The sequence below is a fragment of the Azoarcus sp. L1K30 genome (genome assembly GCF_018122735.1).
In the GTDB taxonomy this organism is placed as follows: Bacteria; Pseudomonadota; Gammaproteobacteria; order Burkholderiales; family Rhodocyclaceae; genus Parazoarcus.
In genome coordinates, this window is the sequence record NZ_JAGRRD010000001.1 from 4206610 (window position 1) to 4227449 (window position 20840).

Here is a 20840-nt window from a genome sequence, read left to right on the forward strand (position 1 = left end):
GTTTCAACAACCTACTGCGGAGGATACGCAATGTCCCTGATTAACACCGAAGTCAAGCCTTTCAAGACGCAAGCATACAAGAACGGCAAGTTCATCGAAGTGACCGAAGCCGATCTGAAGGGCAAGTGGTCCGTGCTGATTTTCATGCCGGCCGCCTTCACCTTCAACTGCCCGACTGAAATCGAAGACGCCGCAGAACACTATGCCGAGTTCGAGAAGGCCGGTGCCGAGGTCTACATCGTGACCACCGACACCCATTTCTCGCACAAGGTGTGGCACGAGACCTCGCCCGCCGTGGGCAAGGCCAAGTTCGCACTGGTCGGCGACCCGACCCACGTGCTGACGCACAACTTTGATGTGCATATCGAAGAAGAGGGTCTGGCACTGCGCGGTACCTTCATCATCAACCCGGACGGCGTCATCAAGACCATGGAAGTGCACGATAACGCCATCGCCCGCGATGTGACCGAGACCGTGCGCAAGCTCAAGGCCGCCCAGTACGTGGCAACGCATCCGAACGAAGTGTGCCCGGCCAAGTGGAAGGAAGGCGAGAAGACGCTGGCACCGTCCATCGATCTCGTCGGCAAGATCTAAGTCGCCGCTGTAATCCTGTCCGGGCCAAACCGGCCCGGTAGTCTGTCGTGCAGCCGGCCACGCGCCGGCTGCGTCGTATCCGGCCCACCGAAAACATCGGCAGGCCTCATTCTCAAGGGGGACGTCACCATGCTGGACGCCAATATCAAGACTCAACTGAAAGCCTACCTGGAACGGGTGACGCAGCCGATCGAGATCGTGGCGTCGCTGGACGATGGTGAAAAGTCGCGTGAGATGCAGGAATTGATCCGCGATGTTGCCGAGCAGTCGGCACTCATCAGCGTGATCGAACGGCGCGACGACGCCGAGCGCAAACCTTCGTTCTCCGTCGGCCCCAAGGGCGGGGAGGCGCGCGTGCGCTTTGCAGGCCTGCCGATGGGGCACGAATTCACCTCGCTGATCCTGGCCTTGCTGCAGAGCGCAGGCTATCCGCCCAAGGTCGAGGCGGACGTGATCGAGCAGATCAAGAGCCTCGAGGGCGAGTACCACTTCGAGACCTATATCTCGCTGTCCTGCCACAACTGCCCGGATGTGGTGCAGGCGCTCAACCTGCTTTCCATTCTCAATCCAAACATCCGCCACACCATGATCGACGGCGCGCTGTTTCAGGACGAGGTGGAGAAGCGCCAGATCATGGCGGTGCCTACGGTCTATATGAACGGCCAGGAGTTTGGCCAAGGCCGCATGGAACTGGGCGAAATCCTCGCCAGGATCGATACCGGTTCAGCCACGCGCGATGCTGCCAAGCTGTCGTCCAAGGAGCCGTTCGATGTACTCATCGTCGGTGGCGGACCGGCGGGTGCGGCGGCGGCGATCTATTCCGCACGCAAGGGCATACGCACCGGTATCGTCGCCGAGCGTTTTGGCGGCCAGGTGATGGACACGATGGGGATCGAGAACTTCATCTCGGTGAAGGAAACCCAGGGGCCGAAGCTGGTGGCCGCGCTCGAAGAGCACGTGAAGCAGTACGAAGTCGATGTCATGAACCTGCAGCGTGCCGCCAGGCTGGTGCCGGGCGACATGACCGAGGTGCAGCTCGAGAACGGTGGTTCGCTGAAGGCGAAAACCGTGATCCTGGCCACCGGTGCGCGCTGGCGCGAGATGAACGTGCCGGGCGAGCAGGCGTTCCGCGGCAAGGGTGTGGCCTACTGCCCCCACTGCGACGGGCCGCTGTTCAAGGGCAAGCGGGTGGCAGTGATCGGTGGCGGCAACTCGGGCGTCGAGGCGGCGATCGATCTCGCCGGCATCGTGGCCCACGTCACCCTGCTCGAGTTCGCCGATACCCTGCGCGCCGATGCGGTACTGCAGAAGAAGCTCTACAGCCTGCCCAACGTCACCGTGATCAAGAGTGCCCAGACGACCGAAGTAACGGGCACCGACAAGGTCAATGGCCTGGTGTACAAGGACCGCACGACCGACGAGGTGAAGCGGATCGAACTCGAAGGCATCTTCGTCCAGATCGGTCTGCTCCCGAACACCGACTTCATGAAGGGCACGATCGAACTGTCGCGCTTCGGTGAAGTGATCGTCGATGCCAAGGGCCAGACCTCGGTCCCGGGGATCTTTGCTGCCGGCGACTGCACCACCGTGCCGTACAAGCAGATCATCATCGCCATGGGGGAGGGTTCCAAGGCCGCACTGAGCGCCTTCGATCACCTGATCCGGAGCTCCGTCGACGCCTGATCGCGTGTTGCGGCAACATGGATGCCCCGCCGTGGCGCGGGGCATTTTCTTTGCAGTGGCTGCGGTGGCAGCATGCAGGCGATCGGGTTGAAAGCGGACCGAAAGCGATCCCATGCAGGATGGGCCCGCATCAGGCCGGCAGCCGTGTGCCCGGGCGCCGGATCATGCGAAGATAGTGCGTCCCCCGAACACTCAGCCGGAAGCAATCGACATGGACTTGCCTGCACACCAACTCACCATGACCGTCCTGATGACCCCGGAGATGGCCAATTTCTCCGGCAAGGTGCATGGCGGTGCCATTCTCAGACAACTCGACCAGGTCGCCTATGCCTGTGCCAGCCGCTATGCGGCGCGTTATTGCGTGACGCTATCGGTTGACCAGGTGATGTTCCGTCAGCCGATCATGGTGGGCGAACTGGTGACCTTTCTCGCCAGTGTGAATTACACCGGCAAGTCTTCACTGGAGGTGGGTATCAAGGTGGTGGCGGAGAACATCCGCACCCAGGAGGTGCGCCATGCCAACAGCTGTTTCTTCACCATGGTGGCGGTGGACGACGATGGCAAGCCGGTGCCGGTACCGCCGTTGAGGCCATTCAGTCCGGAGGAGAAGCGCCGCTTCGCCGCTGCGGCCACGCGCAAGGCATTGCGGCTCGAACTCGAAAAGCGCTTTGCGGAGACGCATGGCAACGAACCCAAGGTCGATTGAGGCTGCGCGTTGCGAATCAGTTGCCCAGCCTGGCGATGAAATAGCCGGCGACGATCGCGGTGCCGATGACCCCGGCCACGTTCGGTCCCATGGCATGCATCAGCAGGAAGTTGCCGGGGTCGGCCTTCTGTCCTTCGACCTGACTGACCCGCGCGGCCATCGGCACGGCCGACACGCCGGCGGAGCCGATCAGCGGATTGATCTTTTCCGTCGACACCAGATTCATCAGCTTGGCCATCAGGACGCCCGAGGCCGTGGAGACGGCGAAGGCGACGATGCCGAGACTGAGGATCTTCAGCGTCTCGGCCTGCAGAAAGCGGTCGCCGGTCATGGTGATGCCGACCGAGGTGCCGAGAAAGATGGTCACGATGTTGATGATCTCGTTCTGCGCCGCTTTGCTCAGGCGTTCCGCAACCCCGCACTCGCGCAGGAAGTTACCCAGCATCAACATGCCGATCAGCGCCGATGCGGCAGGAACGAGCAGGATGACCAGCACCGTGACCACCACAGCAAAGATGAGCTTTTCCGTCTTTGAAACCGGGCGCAGCGAGCGCATGCGGATGGCGCGCTCCTGCCGTGTCGTCAGTGCGCGCATGATCGGCGGCTGGATCAGCGGCACCAGCGCCATGTAGGAATAGGCCGCCACCGCAATCGGCGCCAGCAATTCGGGTGCCAGCTTGTTGGCGAGAAAGATCGAGGTTGGTCCGTCCGCACCGCCGATGATGCCGATGGCCGCCGCCTGATGGGTGGAGAATCCGAGCAGGCCAGCGCCGATGAAGGTGGCGAAGACACCGAACTGGGCGGCCGCACCGAGCAGGAAGGTGCGCGGGTTGGCGATGACCGGGCCGAAGTCGGTCAGCGCGCCGACGCCGAGAAAGATGATCGGCGGAAACAGCTCCAGATAGACGCCCTGCGAAATGTAGTGGAACAGGCCACCTGGCGTGTCGCCCACGGGCGGGTTCACCAGGCCTTCGGTGGGCAGGTTGGCCAGCAGCGCACCAAAGGCGATCGGCACCAGCAGCAGCGGCTCAAAATTCTTATATACCGCGAGATACAGCAGGCCGCACACGACCCCCCACATGATCACCATGTTCGAGGTGACATGGCCGAAAGCCGTGAGGGCGAGAAGCTCGTTCAGCATGTCCATCGGATGGCCTTTGGGTGAGGGCTGCGGACGGTAGGCGCGAGGGGGCGCATGCCTCAGCCGATCGCCAGCAGTGCTTGGCCTTCGGCCACCGCGGTGCCGGGCGTGACCTTGACGGCGACGATCTGGCCGTCGCGCGGCGCGGTGATGTAGGTGTTCATCTTCATGGCTTCGAGCACGACGAGTTGCTGGCCTTGGGTGACATGCTGGCCAATGGTGACATCGATCGATACCACGGTGCCCGCGAGCGGGCTGGGAATGTTGCTCTCGTCGAGAGCATCCGTGGCCGGGGGTATTGGAGGCGGAGTCGGTACCGGAGTCGTTCGCGGGGCGGCGGCAATGACAGGAGCGGGGGTCGATGTGGCGCCCGGCGGCGGTGCGGCGGGGGCGGTTTCGTCGAGCTCCTCGACGCTGACGTCGTAGCTCCTGCCCTCAACGGTGATGCGGAAATGTCTCATGGCGTCCTCTTGCCGGGCGCTGCCGGCGCGGGTGTCGAATCGGTGGGCGTGGCGTCGTGATCGATATGTGGCGGTCCGGTCACGGCCCAGTCCCAGCGTACGCGGTGGGACGAGAACTGCTCGGTGCGGCCTTCGCGTGCCCAGCTCGATGCGAGGTGGGCAGGGGCTCGAACCGACACGATCCTGCCGCGACCGCCGGTCATGGCGGCGATCGCGGCCGAAATCGCCACCGCATGTGCAGGCGGAATGCCCGTTGGCGGCTGCGTGGCGGGCAGGGCTGGTGCAGTTGGCGGAGCCGCAGGGATCTTGCGGCCAGCGCCCCGGGCCAGCACTTGCCCGGTCAGCGCACACACCATCCATAACAGTGAAAGTGCGACCAGCACCACGGTGAAACCCGACAGGATGAAGGCGAGCGAATCGATGATGTCCATGGCTTTCGCGATTCCAGCCTACAGCGGGATGTTGCCGTGCTTCTTCGGCGGGCGTGTCTCGCGCTTGGACAGCAGCGAACGCAGGGCCAGCGAAACCGCGGCACGGGTGCGGCGTGGCTGAATCACGTCATGCACGAACATGCGCGCGGCCGACTGGTAGGGTGATGCGAATTCGGCGCGATAGGCGTCGATCAGCTCGCGGCGGCGGGCCGCCTGATCTTCTGCCTCGTCGATTTCCTTGCGGTACAGGATGTTGACCGCGCCTTCCGCACCCATGACCGCAATCTCGGCAGTGGGCCACGCCAGCACGAGATCGGCGCCCATGTCGCGCGAACACATGGCGAGAAAGGCGCCACCGTATGCCTTTCGCATGATCACGGTGATCTTGGGTACGGTCGATGCGCCGTAGGCAAACAGCATCTTGGCGCCATGACGGATGATGCCCTGCTTCTCCTGCGCGACGCCGGGCAGGAAGCCGGGCACATCGACCAGCGTGACCAGCGGAATGTTGAAGATGTTGCAGAAGCGGATGAAGCGGGCAGCCTTGTCCGATGCGTCGATATCGAGCGTGCCGGCCTTGACCAAAGGCTGGTTGGCGACGAAGCCGACGATCACGCCGTCGATGCGGCCGAGACCGATCACGATATTGGCAGCGAAGTCCTTTTGTACCTCAAGAAAGCTGTCCTCGTCTGCGATACGGGCGATGATCTCCTTGACGTCGTAGGCGACCTTCGAGTCCGCGGGCAGGAGATCTTCCACCGCGAGGTCGTCGTGCAGGGAAATCTCCTCATCCAATCGATGCGGTGGGTCCATCATGTTGTTCGACGGCAGATAGCTCAGCAACTGACGTACCAAGGCGAGGGCGTGGCGATCGTCTTCGGCAATGAAGTGAATGTTGCCCGAATCGCGCGCATGAGCCTCGGCCGATCCGATCTCCTCCATCGTCGTGTGCTGGCCGGTGACCGCGCGAATGACTTCCGGCCCGCAAATGAACATGCTGGCCGTGTGGCGCGTCATGATGAGGAAATCCATCATTGCGGGTGAATACACCGCGCCGCCCGCGCAAGGCCCGCAGATCACCGCGATCTGCGGTACGACGCCAGACATGAGGACATTGCGGTTGAAGACCTGGCCGTAGCCGGACAGGCTCTCGACCCCTTCCTGAATTCGGGCGCCGCCCGAATCGTTAAAGCCGACCAGCGGCATGCCGCCGCGGGCGGCATGGTCCATCAGTTCGCAGATCTTGCGCGCATGCACCGCGCCGAGCGAGCCGCCGGCGATCATGAAGTCCTGGCTGAATCCCGCAACCGGTCGCCCGTCAATGAAGCCGATTCCGGTGATGACGCCGTCGGTGGGCAGGGATTTTCTGTCCATGCCGAAACCGCGCGTTTCGTGCTGGGCATGCAGACCGAACTCCTGGAAGGTACCCTTGGCGTAGAGTCCGTCGAGGCGCTCGCGCGCGCTCAGTTGTCCTTTCGCGTGACGCTTTGCGATGCGCTCGGGGCCCCCCGATGCCAGTGCTTCGGCCTGACGTCGCGCGAGTTCGTCGAGCAACTTGTTGTCCATTGCCATGCATTCCCCTCAGGGCAGGGTGATTACTTGATGCCTTGGCTGGCCTCGACGGCCCGCAGGGATGAACCTTAGCACGGACTTCGGCAAATCAGACTAGTGGGATGTCTCGGTATCCTGCTGTCGAACGGGGGCTCATGCCAGTTGGTCGAGCTGTTCGAGAAGTGCATTGCGCAGCACGATCAACTCGCCCATCCTGTCGCAGGCTTCCGCGCCTTGTTGCTGTTCATGCCACGCACAAAGTTCGGCGCCCAGTTGGTGGACCTGCTGGTGGATGGCGTGCAACCGGGTCAGGGCGGGCTCGCCATCGCGATGGCTGAGACCACCGGAGTCGAGCCAGTGGCCCAGTGCGCATTCGTGGCAATCCAGAGCGGGTGGGGTCTTGCGCTTGCCCCTCAGGTAGTGCTCAAGGCTGTTGATCCAGGCGCGGTGTTCGGCGGCGGCAAAAATCAGCGGACGCTCTGCGCGCTTGACCTGCGTACGCATCCGCCATTTCGGATCGGGTTGCCATGTCTTGCACCATTGCGGAATCAGGTCTGCCGGCATTGGTCGGGCGATGCCATAGCCTTGAGCCAGCTCACACCCCAATTGCAGCAGTATTTCGCCGTGTTCCGCCGACTCCACGCCCTCGGCAATCACACCACGCCGAAAAGCTGCTGCAAGTCCCAGAACGCTGTCGACGATGGCCAGGTCGTCCGGGTCGATCAGGATGTCGCGCACGAAGCTCTGGTCGATCTTGAGTTGTGTGACCGGCAGGTGCTTCAGGTAGGTCAGCGATGAGTAGCCGGTGCCGAAGTCGTCCAGCGAGAACTTCACCCCGATCTCGCCGCAGGCCTTGATGACTTGGGCAACGCCAGCGAGGTCTTCGAGCGCGCTCGTCTCCAGGACCTCGAGCTCGACGTAGGCGGGCGAGATCAGCGGGTGGGCCGCAAGAATGTTGCGCAGCGCGTCCACAAAGCCCGGGTCGCGCAATTGGCGGGCACCGACATTGATGCTGGCATGCAGTTCGAGACCGAGTGCATGCCAGGCTTCCATCTGGGTCAGGGTGGTATCGATCACCCAGTGGCCAAGCTCGACCGACAGTGGATGGTTTTCGATGACGGGCAGAAAGGCGCCCGGAAGAATCAGGCCCTTGTCGGGGTGCTGCCATCGGAGCAGGGCCTCGGTACCGACGATTTCACCGCTGCGCATGTTGACCTTGGGCTGGTAGTGCATCACGAATTCGCGTTCGTTCAGTGCCTGCCGGATGCGTTCCACGCTCTCGTAATGCCCCCGCACCGTGCGGTCGTGCTCGGCGTCGAAAAGGTGGTAGCAGTTCTTGCCCGAGAGCTTTGCCTGATACATGGATTGATCGGCCTGGCGCAGCAGCTGGTCCGCGTCCACAGGTTCGGGCTGTGGATAGAAGGTGACGCCAACGCTGGCCGAGACCTGGATGAGCAGTTTTCCGGTGTGGACCGGCTGGGCGGCGGCGGAAAGCAGCCGGGTGATCAGCACGACACTGTCCTGCAGGGCGTCGATATCGGCCAGTACAGCCACGAATTCGTCGCCGCCAAGGCGGGCGAGCGTGTCCCCTTCGCGCAGCGCCTGGCGCATGCGTGCAGCCACGGTCATCAGCAATTGATCTCCCACGTCGTGCCCGTGCCTGTCGTTGATCGACTTGAAGCCGTCGAGGTCCAGATAGGCGACGGCCAGCCGCTTGCGGCGGCGCTGCGTCTGCGCCATGGCCTGCTGCAGGCGGTCGGCGAGCAGGACCCGGTTGGGCAGTGCGGTGAGCGCATCGTAGTGGGCGATGTGCTCAAGGCGGGCCTCGTGCTCCTTGAGCCGCGAAATGTCGGAGAACAGTGAGACGTAGCGCAGCACCCTGCCCTCGGCATCGCGCACGGCGCTGATTGTCTGCATCTCGGCATACACCTCGCCGGTCTTGCGCCGGTTCCACACTTCGCCCGACCACTGCCCCTCGCTGAGCAGGGTTTGCCACATCGCCGCGTAGAATTCGGCAGGTTGAAGGCCGGACTTGAGAATGCGCGGGTTCTTGCCGATGACCTCGTCGGCGCTGAAACCGGTGGTGCGGCAAAATGCCTGATTGACATCGATGATCGTGCCGTCCGGTGCGGTGATCATGATCGCTTCGAGTGCATGGGTGAAAACACTGGCGGCCAGATGGAGTTTTTCCTCGGCTTCCCTGTCTCTCGTGATGTCTGCGATGTCGCCGATGTAGTGCTGGAGTCTGCCCTCGCCATCGCGCACGGCGGCAATCGTCATGCGAACGTGGTAGTGGCTGCCGTCCTTGCGTCGATTGATCAGCTCTCCGCGCCAGTGCCCGGTATCGAGCAGGGACCGCCACATGTCTTCATAGAATGACCTGTCATGTACGCCTGAGCCAAGAAGGCGCGGATTGCGTCCGACGACCTCTGCGGCGTCGTATCCGGTGATCCGGGTGAATGCAGCGTTGACGGAGATGATGTCGGCATTGAGGTCGGTGATGACGATTCCTTCCGCACTGGCATCGAACACCGAGGCATTGATGCGCTGCAGGCGTTCTGCTTCGGCTCTTTGCGTGATCAATTGGGCACGACGGCGGTAGAACGCGATGCCGATGGCGATGACCGCAAGCAAGGCGGGGGTGACGACGGCGAGCAAGGCTTTCGCTTCGCTTCGCCATTGTGCCAGCGCTGCGTCGTGGTTCAGGTGGGTGAGGACGATGAAGGGATATAGCGGCGATGAGCGGAACGCCGTGAGCGTGGCGGGGCCGCTGTCCGTTGCGCCAGCATAGGTACCGAATTCGGTATCGGCCAGTTTCAGTATTGCGGGATTGGACGCGCGCAGCGCGCCGGGCCTGGCATCGTGATGGGTGCCGGTGAGCAGCGTGCCATCATATCGCAGCACTTCCGCCCATGCAGTGTCGGTGGCCAGCGCGCGTTGCATGTAATTGACGAAATAGTCGGAATTGAGCGCGATGAGGATGGTATAGGAGCCGCCATCGGTGTTCAGGGTACGCGACACGGGAATGAAGCTGCGCGCATTGACCGCGACCGGGGCGCCTGCATTCGATGGGCGGCCATCGACAAAATCGCGGCCCTCCCACGGCGCGCCGATGCGGAAGATGTCTCTGCCGTTGTCGGCTGGGGGCAGAAATCCGTGCATTGCCACGGCCAGGCCGATGTTACGCGGATTGGTGCTGACGATGATGCGCCCGTCCGGATCGAGAAAGGACATCGAGCGCAGGAATGGTGCGTGGAGGAGGGTTGCGTCAAAGCTGGCCTTGATCGCGACCGGGTCGAGCGAATTCCCATTGTGCGAAACGGCGTTCAGCGCGGCAAGTTCGGCGATCTTCGTGCTCTGGGTCAGGAAGCTTTCGAGACTGCGCGTATGTAGTGCAGAAACTTCGAAACCTGTGCTGATGGCATCCGCCTGCAAGCGCCACAGGGTGAAGCCGGTGATGGCCATCATGCCGCAGCAAAACAGCGCAAGGGCAGATGCAACCGTCAGGCGTAGCTGACGAATGGATTGCGTCATGGCGCCACGATGGGGTCGAGCTTGTGGCGTCGCGCCGCCGTCATCAGGCGTCCGTCGCGCTTGATATCGCTGACGAAACGTTCGAGGCGGTCGTGCCATTCATCGTCGCCCGGTTGCATGGCATAGGCGTAGGGCGTGACGTGGTAGGTGCTGTCCGGCGACACGAGTCGGGCCCACTCGGTCGTCGCGAGAAAACGCTGGATGTAGGGGTAGTCGGTCATGAACACGTCTGCACGGCCGGACTGAACCTCCTGCTCGCGCGCGAAGGGCGTGTCCAGTACCAGCAACTCCGCGAACTTCAGTTTCTGCCTCATGATGGGCTCGTGCAGCGTGCCCCGTGCTACTGCGACCACCGTGCCGGGCTTGTCGATGTCGTTCCATTGCGCGATCCGGCGATTGGTCTTTGACGTGATCGCATAGATATCACTGGCAAGGTGCGGCTGGGTGAATCGGAGCTTTTCGAGACGCTGAGGCGTGATGCCCACCGCGAACATGGCGACGTCGCAACGATCCGCACCGATATCGTCGATCAGTCGCGAGAACGCACTATCGACAAAGGCAACCTCGACGCCGAGGTCCTTGCCCAGTTCGCGTGCCATGTCGATATCGATGCCCGACAGTTCCTGCGTTCGCGGGTTGCGGTAACTGATGCCGTAGTAGTCGGGCCAGATGCAGACTCGCACCTGCCGGTTTGCGAGCACGCGTTCGAGCCGGCTGACCGCCTTGGCTGGGGCGTCTGCTGTTTCCGCCGCCTGCAAGGCCGGCAATAGGCCTGCGAGGAGAAGGAGCGTGATCCCGAGCCGGTTGATGACGGTCCTGCGGGAATGAGAGGGTTTGCCGGGCATGGTGGGATCTCGACCGGAAAAAGTGCACATATTCTCATTCAAACCTTGGCGCGTGTGCCTTGAGTTAACCGCATTTTCTGTCCGGTCGTCTTCGGGCGCGGGCAGGTGCCGGGCTCAAACTAAAACGGGGTGCGCGATCAGGACCTTTGTAGACCGCAATGGCTGCGCACCTTGCGTTTTCCGCTGCCTGTCTTGTCTGGGCCAGCTGGAGGGTTTGTCATGGGTCAAGGCATGTTCATGCCGGGCGAGCGAGGATGGGCGCGTGGGCTGGTATTGATCAATCCCGAACAAGGCAAGCGTCCATGGTCAAACGATTTCCGCTTCACCCCAGACACCCCGAGCGCACTTGCTGGGGCTGTGACAAGTACTGCGCGGCGACCGATCTCCGATGCGGAAATGGCTCGGGACGCACGCTGCATCCCGCCGAAATGCTCGGGGATGACTGGTACCTTTTCGGCGACTGGGGAATTGAAAATGCGCGGGATTCAGGTGCGGGCGCGGCGAAGGAGTCATGAGTGACGCGCTGCCGTCGAGATCCGGCGTGAACGGAAAAGGGCTGCGTTTCCGCAGCCCTTTTAAATAGTGGTGGTGATGGGCAGAATCGAACTGCCGACCTATGGGTTATGAATCCATCGCTCTAACCGTCTGAGCTACATCACCAACAGAGCGCGACAATATAGCGGTTCTCGGACAGGTTCGTCAATTGTTCGATGGAGGGTTTTTTCGATGAAGGAATCGGGCCGGTGTGGCAGCGTTGCGGCAGCGGGCGCTGGAAGTCTTGATTTATAAGGATTTTGCATTGACAGAACTGGGGCGATCGGTGATCATCCGAAACCTTCCTTTTGTCCATCGGCCTTGCCGGGAAAACGTGCGCGTCTTTCGCCTCATCCTGTGTCTTCTCGTTGGCTGCCTGAGTGCGCAGATTGCGTCTGCTGCCATGCTGCGGCCCATTCCGGGCGCGGCAAAGAAGGTCGAGATGACGTTCGTGGGTGGCATGCAGGTCGCCGTGGGGGATAGCGTCCGCACCCTCAGCCCCGGTGCGCAGATCCGCGACACCAGCAACCGCATCGTGTTGCCTTCATACGTCAGTGGCAAATACATCGTCCGTGCACTGACCGACAACTATGGGCAGATTCATCGGGTGTGGATCCTGACACCCGAGGAAATCGCCGTGCCCGACCCCAAGCAGTGAACAATCCCCAATGAAGAAACTCTACATCCGCACCTTCGGGTGCCAGATGAACGAGTACGACTCCGACAAGATGGCGGACGTGCTCGGTGCAGCTGATGGTTTGACCAAGACCGACAATCCGGAGGATGCGGATATCATCCTCTTCAATACCTGTTCGGTGCGTGAGAAGGCGCAGGAGAGGGTGTTCCACGATCTCGGTCGGGTGCGCATGCTCAAGCAGCAGAAGCCCGACCTGATCATCGGTGTGGGGGGGTGCGTAGCGAGCCAGGAAGGCGAGGCCATCGTTGCCCGTGCGCCGTATGTCGACGTCGTGTTCGGCCCGCAGACCCTGCACCGTCTGCCGGCGTTGATCGAGGCGCGACGCAGGAGTGGACGTTCGCAGGTCGATATTTCCTTTCCCGAGATCGAGAAGTTCGATGCGATGCCGCCGGCGCGGGTCGATGGCGCGAGCGCCTTCGTGTCGATCATGGAGGGGTGTTCGAAGTACTGCACATTCTGTGTGGTGCCCTATACCCGTGGCGAAGAGGTGTCGCGCCCGCTCGACGACGTGCTCGCCGAAATTGCCGGGCTGGCGGCGCAAGGGGTGAAGGAAGTCACCCTGCTGGGGCAGAACGTGAATGCATGGCGGGGAGAGATCGTGCGCGAGGGCGGCGAAGAGGGCGATTTTGCCTTTCTGCTCGAGTGCGTGGCCGACATCCCCGGTATCGAACGTATTCGTTACACGACCTCGCATCCGCGTGAAATGTCTCAACGCGTGTTCGATGCCTACCTCAAGCTGCCGAAGCTGGTGTCGCACCTGCATTTGCCGGTGCAGTCCGGGTCCGATCGCGTGCTGGCGGCGATGAAGCGCGGCTATACGGTGCTCGAGTTCAAGTCGGTGGTGAAGAAGTTGCGCGCTGCGCGTCCCGACCTGTCGTTGTCTTCTGATTTCATCGTGGGTTTTCCGGGCGAGACGGAAGAGGATTTCGAAAAGACGATGAAGCTCATCGACGAGGTCGGTTTCGATTCGTCATTCAGCTTTGTCTACAGTGCGCGTCCCGGTACGCCGGCTGCCGACCTAGACGATCCGGTGCAGCAGGAAACGAAGCTGCGCTGGCTGGCACGTTTACAGAAGCGCATCGACGAGCAGGCACAGGTCATCAGCCAGTCAATGGTCGGCAGTGTACAGCGCATTCTGGTCGAAGGTCCGTCGCGCAAGGATCCGGACGAGCTCGCAGGGCGCACCGACAACAATCGCGTGGTCAATTTCATTGCCGCGTCGCCAAACCGTGCGCGGCTGATCGGCCAGTTCATTGACGTGCGAATCACCTCCGCCATGCCACATAGCTTGCGCGGCGAGATTGTGACCCGGGAGTCGTGATGGCACGCAGTATCGAGCTGGTGTTCGAGCCGGTGGATAACGCACGTCTGGCCAATCTGTGCGGGGCGTTGGACGAGAATCTGCGCCAGATCGAGAATGCCTTCGACATCTCCATTGCTCGCAGGGGTGAGCGCTTCACGCTGAGCGGCGCGGCGAGTCGGACGCGGCTGGCGGAACAGGCGCTGCGGAAATTCTATGCCGAGGCCGACGCGCATCTGTCGCCGGCAGATCTTCAGCTGGCGCTGATCGAGATCGGCACGCATGCCGATGCGGCAAAGGCCATGCCGGTGCTGATGACGCGCAAGCACGACCTGCACGGGCGGACGCCGCGTCAGGTCGAGTACTTGCGCAATATCCAGGAGCACGACATCACCTTTGGCATCGGTCCGGCCGGAACCGGCAAGACCTATCTGGCGGTGGCAAGTGCCGTCGATGCGCTCGAGCGCGATCTGGTCGAGCGCATTCTGCTGACGCGACCGGCAGTCGAGGCTGGTGAGCGTCTCGGATTTCTGCCGGGTGACCTCGCGCAGAAGGTCGATCCTTACCTCAGGCCACTGTATGACGCGCTCTACGAACTGATGGGTGTCGAGCGCGTGACCAAGCTGTTCGAGCGCGGCGTGCTCGAGATCGCACCGCTTGCCTTCATGCGCGGGCGGACGCTGAACAATTCATTTATCATTCTCGACGAGGCGCAGAACACTACGCCCGAACAGATGAAGATGTTCCTTACCCGGATCGGATTTGGGGCCAAGGCGGTGGTCACCGGTGATCTGACCCAGATCGATCTGCCGCGCGGCAACCGCAGCGGTCTGCTGGAGGCCCGTGAGGTGCTTGGCAAGGTCCGCGGACTCGCCTTTACCGAGTTTCACAAGGAAGACGTGGTGCGCCATCCATTGGTGGCGCGCATCGTCGAAGCGTACGACAAACAGACCGCGCGCGTGGCGCGCGCAGCAACGGCACGAAGAAAGGAAGCGGATCATGCCCAGGCAGGACAATAGTCCGAGGATTGTTGCAATTGACGCCGAGGGGCGGCCGAGCAGGGTCAAGGCCAATCGTCTCGAGATTGAGCTCGGGGACGGCCGCAAGCTGTTGCTGTCCTTTCCTGATAAGGGTTGGGGTGATCTCGAGCTCGAGGCGGAGACACTTGCCGAGCTCGATGTGCCTGTCATCAGCGTGCAACCGTCGGCCTGTAATGTGCTGACCCTGCGGGTCGATGTGCATCACGACATGCAGCCTGTCGAGTCGTTCGATCTGCCCGAGACCATTGCACCGCCGATGCTCAACCTGACGGTGCAGAAGGCGCTTGAAGGCAGTGACCGCATCAATGCCCCCAAGAAGCACCAGATCCGGCGCTGGGCGCAGGCCGCGCTGATGCGCGATGTCGACGTGACGGTGCGTCTGGTTGGCGAAGCCGAAGGCCGCGAACTGAACCGCAACTATCGCGGCAAGGACTATGCAACCAATGTGCTGACCTTCACCTACGACGATGAGCATGGTGCGCCGGTGGTCGAGGGGGCGCCGCTGATGGGTGACCTGGTGCTGTGCATGCCGGTCGTGGTGCGTGAAGCGGGTGAGCAGGGCAAGTCGCTCGATGCGCATGTAGCGCACCTGATCGTGCATGGCATGTTGCATTTGCAGGGCTTCGATCACGAAGACGAGGCTGAGGCCGTGGCGATGGAAGCGCGCGAGCGCGACATCCTGAGAACACTCGGCTATGCTGATCCTTATGCATGAGGCCGGCCTTTCCGGTTGAGGCGTAAGGCGTGGGCGATTGCGTGCATGGTTCGTGCTTGCAATTGTTCACTCCTTATTCCTTACCCATCACCAACATGGACAGTAGCCCTAGTAAACCCTCGTTAATTGAGCGACTTTCGGCCCTTCTATCGCGCGAGCCGGAAGATCGCGATGAGCTTCTCGCGCTACTTCACTCGGCATTCGACCGTAATCTGCTCGATGCCGATGCCCTCTCGATCATCGAGGGCGCCCTGCAGATGTCGGACATGCAGGTGCGTGATGTGATGATTCCGCGTGCCCAGATGGATGTTGTGCACGTGGACGACCCGATGGACAAGATCGCGGCATTCGTCGTCGATACCGCCCATTCGCGCTTCCCTGCCGTGGGTGAGAGCAAGGACGATGTCTCCGGTATTCTGCTTGCCAAGGACTTGCTGCGCTTTTTCGCCGGCCGCGAGTTCGATCTTCGCGACATGTTGCGCCCGGCCGTCTTCGTGCCCGAGTCCAAGCGGCTGAACGTGCTGCTGCGTGAGTTTCGCGTCAGTCGCAATCACATGGCCATTGTCGTCGACGAATATGGTGGAGTCGCTGGCCTGGTGACGATAGAGGATGTGCTCGAGCAGATCGTCGGTGACATCGAGGACGAGTACGACTTCGACGAGATCGGCGACAGCATCCGGCTCGATCAGAGTGGGCGCTATCGAGTCAAGGCCACGACCGAGATCGAGGATTTCAATGCAGCCTTCGCCACGCACTTCAGTGATGATGAGGTGGATACCGTCGGTGGCCTCGTGATACGCCAGTTCGGCCGCCTGCCCAAGCGCGGTGAGACGGTTGAACTTGAGGGCCTGAGGATCCAGGTCCTGAGGGCGGACAGTCGTCGTGTGCATACGCTGGTCGTGGAGCGCATTCCGGCAGGTTTGACCGCCGACGCTTCCTGATGCGTAGCCTGCAGGCCGCACTGCCCGCTTTCGCCGCGGGCGCGGCGTCGGTACTGGCATTTGCGCCGTTCGGGCTCTATCCCGTGGGCTTTCTTTGCCTTGGTGTGCTGGCATGGTTGCTTGACCGGGCGTCGCACCATCGGGCCGCGTTCATCTACGGTCTGCTCTGGGGGCTGGGGGCCTTTCTCGCAGGGGTGTCCTGGATCTACGTTGCCCTCAATCGCTATGGCGGCATGCCGATGCCGCTGGCCGGTGTGGCCGTTCTGCTGTTCTGTGCGTATCTGGCGCTGTTTCCTGCATTGGCCGGTGCGCTTTTCGTACGGCTGAGGTCCGGTGGGCCGGTGTGGCGCGCAGCCTTGTTTGCAGGGCTGTGGTGCGGCTCGGAATGGCTCAGGGGGGTGTTGTTTACGGGCTTTCCATGGCTTGCCAGCGGCTATTCGCAGACGCCTCCAAGCCCACTGGCCGGCTACCTGCCTGTCGTGGGCGTGTATGGTGTCGGTGGCGTATTGGCCTTCGTGTCCGCGCTGACCGCGTTTGTTCCATGGGCGAGCAGGCCGGGTATGGTGCGTGCGCTGGCGGTGGTCGCGGGGGTGGTCGCGCTTGGCGCGGGCGGCAGCCGCGTCGCATGGACGGCGGCGGAAGGCCCGCCATTGTCAGTCGCCCTGGTGCAGACCAATATTGAACAGTCGCTGAAATGGTCGCCGGAGTACTTCACCGAGGTGTTGCAGACCAACGCGCGTCTGGTGCGCGACAGTCGTGCCGATTTCGTGGTGCTGCCGGAGACGACGCTGCCGACGCTGGTCGAGCGACTGCCTGTCGGTTATCTTGATCTGCTCGGGCGCTATGTCGGTGAGCGTGGCGCCGCCTTGGTGCTGGGCGTATTCACCCGCGATGCCGATGGCCAGATCTTCAATTCAGCCATCAGCGTCGGAAACGGCCCGCCGCAATACTATGCGAAACGTCATCTGGTGCCATTCGGCGAGTATTCCCCGCCACTCTTCGGCTGGTTCTATCGCCTAGCGGCGATTCCCATGTCGGACCAGACGAGAGGCGCGCAGGATCAGCGGCCGATGGCCTTGCTCGGGCAGCGGATCGCGTTGAATATCTGCTATGAGGATCTCTTTGGAGCCGAACTGCTCTCGAGTTTGCCGGCAGCCTCACTGATGCTGAACATTTCGAATCTCGCCTGGTATGGAGATTCGCTGGCGCAGCCCCAGCATCTGCAGATTGCCCGCGTGCGTGCCTTGGAGACCGGGCGCCCGATGCTGCGCTCGACCAACACTGGTATGACTGCGGTGGTTCAACCCGACGGCAGTATCGAGGCAGTGTTGCCCGGTTTCGAACAAGGCGTGCTCGAAGCGCAGGTGCGGGGTTTTACCGGCATGACCCCCTATGCACGCTGGGGCAATGGTCCGGTGCTTCTGCTTGCCGCAGTGCTTGTGTCGCTTGGGGGGCTGCGTCGTCGCCGTGACCGGCGTCTGAGCGCGTGCGCCTGAAGCGTACGCGTACAGGTGTATGCACGTGCTTGTGCGCGTAACGTCGCTGCAGCTTTTGCACTGATCTGTCCGATCGTCTGCCCGCATCGTGTCGAATGCCAGTAAAATCTCCTGCTTTGCGTTCGTTGCGCGGCCCTGCCGCCCGAGACCATGTCACTGAAGAATCCGACCTTCCAGCAAGTCATCCTCACGCTCCAGCAATTCTGGGGTGAACGCGGCTGCGTGCTGATGCAGCCATACGATCTCGAAGTGGGAGCGGGTACCTCCCATACCGCGACTTTTCTCAGGTCGCTCGGGCCCGAGCCGTGGAATGCGGCCTATGTGCAGCCCTCTAGACGACCCAAGGATGGGCGCTATGGCGAAAATCCGAACCGTCTGCAGCATTACTATCAATACCAGGTGGTGCTCAAGCCGTCGCCGCTGAACATCCAGGAACTCTACCTCGATTCCCTGCGCGCGCTTGGTATCGACCCCAATGCGCACGATATCCGTTTTGTCGAGGATGACTGGGAGAACCCCACGCTCGGCGCCTGGGGCCTGGGCTGGGAGGTCTGGCTCGACGGCATGGAGGTCACCCAGTTCACCTATTTCCAGCAGGTCGGCGGTATCGACTGCAAGCCGGTGCTGGGCGAGATCACCTATGGTCTCGAACGCCTGGCGATGTACCTGCAGGGGGTCGAGAATGTCTACGACCTGGTGTGGGCGGTGTATCCGGATGGCTCGAAGGTCACCTACGGTGACGTCTATCACCAGAACGAGGTCGAGCAGTCGACCTACAACTTCGAGCATTCGAATGTCGATTTCCTGTTCTCGCTGTTTGCCAACTACGAGTCCGAGGCCAAGCGCCTGATGGATGTGGGCCTGGCGCTGCCGGCCTACGAGATGGTGCTCAAGGCAGCGCACAATTTCAACATGCTCGACGCCCGTGGTGCGATTTCGGTGACTGAGCGTGCGGCCTATATTGGGCGCATCCGCAATCTGTCGCGTGCCGTGGCGCAGGCCTATTTCGAATCTCGTGAAGCGCTGGGCTTCCCGATGCTGAACAACAAGGAGCCCGCGTGATGACCAGCGCGACCCTGCTCGTCGAACTTCTCACCGAAGAATTGCCACCCAAGGCGCTGCCGCGTCTGGGCGACACATTTGCCAACAAGATTGCCGATGGCCTCAAGGCGCTCGGACTGGCGCCGGCCGACGCGGCCTGCCGCAGCTTTGCCAGTCCGCGCCGTCTGGCGGTGACGGTATCGGGCGTTGGCGTCGCAGCCGCCGCGAAGGAAGTGACCGAAAAGCTGATGCCGGTCTCGGTGGCGCTCGACGCCGATGGCAAGCCGACCCAGGCGCTGCTCAAGAAGATGGAGGCCAAGGGTATCGCGCCGCAGGCTGTCGCAGGCTTCGAGCGGCGCATTGACGGCAAGGCCGAAGCCCTGTTCCATACCGCAACGGTGCCGGGGGCGAGACTCGAGGATGTCCTCTCGACCATCGTTCAGGACGCCGTCAAGGCACTGCCCATTCCCAAGGTGATGCGTTGGGGCGATGGTGACGCGACCTTCGTTCGGCCAGTGCACAAACTGACCATGCTTCACGGCACCGACGTGGTTCCTGGCCGCGTGCTGGATCTGGATAGCGGCCGGACGACACGCGGACATCGCTTCATGAGCCGGGGCGATATCGACATCGCCACTGCAGATGCGTACGAACCCACCTTGCTCGCCGAGGGCAAGGTCGTTCCGCACTTTGGCGAACGCCGTGCTGAAATCGAACGTCAGTTGGTGGCCGAAGCCGCACGGCAGCAGGCATCGATCGGCGACTATGCCGATCTGCTCGACGAAGTGGCGGCGCTGGTGGAGCACCCGACGGTGTATGTGGGCGAGTTCGAGGCCGAGTTCCTCGCCGTGCCGCAGGAGTGCCTGATCCTGACCATGCGTGCGAACCAGAAGTATTTTCCGCTCTTCGATGCGCGCGGCACGCTGCTCAACCGCTTCCTGATCGTGTCGAACATGCGGCTCGAGGATCCGTCGAACATTATTCTCGGCAATCAGCGTGTGGTGCGGCCGCGACTCTCCGATGCGCGTTTCTTCTTCGAGCAGGACAAGAAGCAGTCTCTGGCGTCGCGGCTGTCGCGGCTGGAAAACGTGGTCTACCACAACAAGCTCGGCAGTCAGCTGGCGCGTGTGGAGCGCCTGGGGACGCTGGCGGGCAGGATCGCAGGGCTGTTGTCGGCGGACGTCGCCGCTGCGACGCGTGCGGCACGTCTTGCCAAGGCCGATCTTGTCACCGACATGGTCGGCGAGTTTCCCGAGCTCCAGGGCATCATGGGGCGCTATTACGCACGCCATGATGGCGAGGGCGATGTTGTCGCCGATGCCATCCAGTCGCACTATCAGCCCCGCTTCGCTGGCGATGTATTGCCGGCGGGCAATGTGGCCTGTGCGGTGGCGCTGGCCGACAAGCTCGATGCCCTGGTGGGCTTTTTCGGCATCGGCCTGGTGCCGACCGGTGACCGCGACCCGTTTGCGCTGCGGCGTGCCGCGCTCGGCGTGCTGCGCATTCTCATGGAGGTGCCGCTGCCGCTCGAGTTGCCGCAACTCATCGCATTGGCCGCCGAGGGCTTTGCGCCGGGGCTGCTGTCCGCCGAGGGATTCGAGGAGCAGTTGCGCGAGTTCATGCTCGAGCGCCTGCGCAATCTGGTGCGCGAAGGTGCGGGGGGGCGTGATGCCGCCGTGGCCGATGCCGTGCTCGCGCTGCGTCCGGCACGGATCGACCTGGTACCGGCCAAGCTCGATGCGGTCGAGGCCTTCCTCGCCTTGCCCGAAGCAGCCGCGCTGGCTGCGGCCAACAAGCGCATCGTCAACATCCTGAAGAAGACCGAAACCACGCCGCGCGAGCCGGATGTTGCGCTGCTGCAGGAAGATGCCGAGAAGGCCCTGTTTGCCCGCCTTAACGACATCTCGCCGTTGGTGAATTCGCATGTGGCCAACGAGAATTACACCGAAGCCCTGCTCATGCTGGCTGGTCTGCGCGGTGCGGTGGATGACTTCTTCGACGGCGTGATGGTGATGGCCGACGAGCCGTTGACCCGCGACAATCGCCTGGCGCTGCTGGCCCATCTGGCCGGTCTGATGAACCAGGTGGCCGATCTGTCCCGCTTGTCTGTCTGATCACCCGGCGGTGCGT

At 62.3% G+C, this 20840-nt stretch carries 18 protein-coding genes and 1 tRNA gene; 12 read left to right on the plus strand and 7 right to left on the minus strand.

Features of this window, described 5'->3' with window-relative positions:
• Positions 1 to 30: 30 nt before the first annotated feature.
• From ahpC to J5J83_RS19325, 3 genes are all read left to right on the plus strand, one after another.
• On the plus strand, positions 31 to 594 hold the full coding sequence (ahpC, locus tag J5J83_RS19315) for an alkyl hydroperoxide reductase subunit C (protein WP_212351559.1): 564 nt from the start codon (positions 31 to 33) through the stop codon (positions 592 to 594).
• 129 nt (positions 595 to 723) lie between these two features.
• A complete protein-coding gene (gene ahpF / locus J5J83_RS19320; RefSeq protein ID WP_212351560.1) occupies positions 724 to 2277 on the plus strand; it encodes an alkyl hydroperoxide reductase subunit F in 1554 nt (517 codons plus the stop codon).
• Positions 2278 to 2488: 211 nt separating this feature from the next.
• Entirely contained in the window at positions 2489 to 2983 is a 495-nt protein-coding gene (locus tag J5J83_RS19325) for an acyl-CoA thioesterase (protein ID WP_212351561.1), read from the plus strand.
• A gap of 16 nt (positions 2984 to 2999) precedes the next feature.
• Here J5J83_RS19325 and J5J83_RS19330 read toward each other — a convergent pair whose 3' ends face one another.
• The 6 genes from J5J83_RS19330 to J5J83_RS19355 all read right to left on the minus strand — a co-directional run bounded on the left by J5J83_RS19330 (position 3000) and on the right by J5J83_RS19355 (position 10946).
• Complete coding sequence (locus J5J83_RS19330; protein ID WP_212351562.1) at positions 3000 to 4130, minus strand: sodium ion-translocating decarboxylase subunit beta; 1131 nt, start codon at positions 4128 to 4130, stop codon at positions 3000 to 3002.
• Between the two features lie 53 nt (positions 4131 to 4183).
• Positions 4184 to 4585 carry an acetyl-CoA carboxylase biotin carboxyl carrier protein subunit gene (locus tag J5J83_RS19335; RefSeq protein WP_212351563.1) on the minus strand — a complete coding sequence of 134 codons (402 nt, stop codon included), beginning with the start codon at positions 4583 to 4585 and terminating at the stop codon, positions 4184 to 4186.
• Complete coding sequence (locus tag J5J83_RS19340) at positions 4582 to 5016, minus strand: OadG family transporter subunit (protein WP_212351564.1); 435 nt, start codon at positions 5014 to 5016, stop codon at positions 4582 to 4584. The genes J5J83_RS19335 and J5J83_RS19340 overlap by 4 nt, the downstream gene beginning before the upstream one ends.
• Positions 5017 to 5034: 18 nt before the next feature.
• Positions 5035 to 6588 (minus strand): acyl-CoA carboxylase subunit beta, encoded by a 1554-nt coding sequence (locus J5J83_RS19345; RefSeq protein WP_249115791.1) that lies wholly within the window; start codon positions 6586 to 6588, stop codon positions 5035 to 5037.
• 132 nt (positions 6589 to 6720) lie between these two features.
• On the minus strand, positions 6721 to 10101 hold the full coding sequence (locus J5J83_RS23055) for an EAL domain-containing protein (RefSeq protein ID WP_249115792.1): 3381 nt from the start codon (positions 10099 to 10101) through the stop codon (positions 6721 to 6723).
• The gene (locus tag J5J83_RS19355; protein ID WP_212351565.1) at positions 10098 to 10946 is read right to left on the minus strand and encodes an ABC transporter substrate-binding protein; all 849 of its coding nucleotides are present in this window, start codon (positions 10944 to 10946) and stop codon (positions 10098 to 10100) included. The genes J5J83_RS23055 and J5J83_RS19355 overlap by 4 nt, the downstream gene beginning before the upstream one ends.
• A 302-nt stretch (positions 10947 to 11248) precedes the next feature.
• Between J5J83_RS19355 and J5J83_RS19360 the strand changes: the two genes are divergently transcribed.
• Positions 11249 to 11461 carry a DUF3079 domain-containing protein gene (locus J5J83_RS19360; protein ID WP_212351566.1) on the plus strand — a complete coding sequence of 71 codons (213 nt, stop codon included), beginning with the start codon at positions 11249 to 11251 and terminating at the stop codon, positions 11459 to 11461.
• Positions 11462 to 11529: 68 nt separating this feature from the next.
• On the opposite strand, the gene J5J83_RS19365 is transcribed toward J5J83_RS19360, so the two are convergent.
• A tRNA-Met gene (locus J5J83_RS19365) sits at positions 11530 to 11606 on the minus strand.
• A 208-nt stretch (positions 11607 to 11814) separates the two neighbouring features.
• Between J5J83_RS19365 and J5J83_RS19370 the strand changes: the two genes are divergently transcribed.
• From J5J83_RS19370 to glyS, 8 genes are all read left to right on the plus strand, one after another.
• Positions 11815 to 12138 (plus strand): hypothetical protein, encoded by a 324-nt coding sequence (locus J5J83_RS19370; protein ID WP_349251924.1) that lies wholly within the window; start codon positions 11815 to 11817, stop codon positions 12136 to 12138.
• A gap of 10 nt (positions 12139 to 12148) precedes the next feature.
• Positions 12149 to 13498, plus strand: coding sequence for a tRNA (N6-isopentenyl adenosine(37)-C2)-methylthiotransferase MiaB (gene miaB / locus J5J83_RS19375; protein WP_212351567.1), 1350 nt, complete (start codon positions 12149 to 12151; stop codon positions 13496 to 13498).
• Complete coding sequence (locus J5J83_RS19380; protein WP_212351568.1) at positions 13498 to 14496, plus strand: PhoH family protein; 999 nt, start codon at positions 13498 to 13500, stop codon at positions 14494 to 14496. The genes miaB and J5J83_RS19380 overlap by 1 nt, the downstream gene beginning before the upstream one ends.
• A complete protein-coding gene (gene ybeY / locus J5J83_RS19385) occupies positions 14477 to 15232 on the plus strand; it encodes an rRNA maturation RNase YbeY (RefSeq protein ID WP_212351569.1) in 756 nt (251 codons plus the stop codon). The genes J5J83_RS19380 and ybeY overlap by 20 nt, the downstream gene beginning before the upstream one ends.
• A 95-nt stretch (positions 15233 to 15327) precedes the next feature.
• Positions 15328 to 16173 carry a transporter associated domain-containing protein gene (locus tag J5J83_RS19390; RefSeq protein WP_212351570.1) on the plus strand — a complete coding sequence of 282 codons (846 nt, stop codon included), beginning with the start codon at positions 15328 to 15330 and terminating at the stop codon, positions 16171 to 16173.
• Positions 16173 to 17669, plus strand: coding sequence for an apolipoprotein N-acyltransferase (gene lnt / locus J5J83_RS19395; protein ID WP_212351571.1), 1497 nt, complete (start codon positions 16173 to 16175; stop codon positions 17667 to 17669). Before J5J83_RS19390 ends, lnt begins: the two co-directional genes overlap by 1 nt.
• A 150-nt stretch (positions 17670 to 17819) precedes the next feature.
• The gene (gene glyQ, locus J5J83_RS19400) at positions 17820 to 18731 is read left to right on the plus strand and encodes a glycine--tRNA ligase subunit alpha (RefSeq protein ID WP_212351572.1); all 912 of its coding nucleotides are present in this window, start codon (positions 17820 to 17822) and stop codon (positions 18729 to 18731) included.
• Positions 18731 to 20824 (plus strand): glycine--tRNA ligase subunit beta, encoded by a 2094-nt coding sequence (gene glyS, locus J5J83_RS19405; RefSeq protein WP_212351573.1) that lies wholly within the window; start codon positions 18731 to 18733, stop codon positions 20822 to 20824. Before glyQ ends, glyS begins: the two co-directional genes overlap by 1 nt.
• The last annotated feature ends 16 nt before the right edge of the window (positions 20825 to 20840 follow it).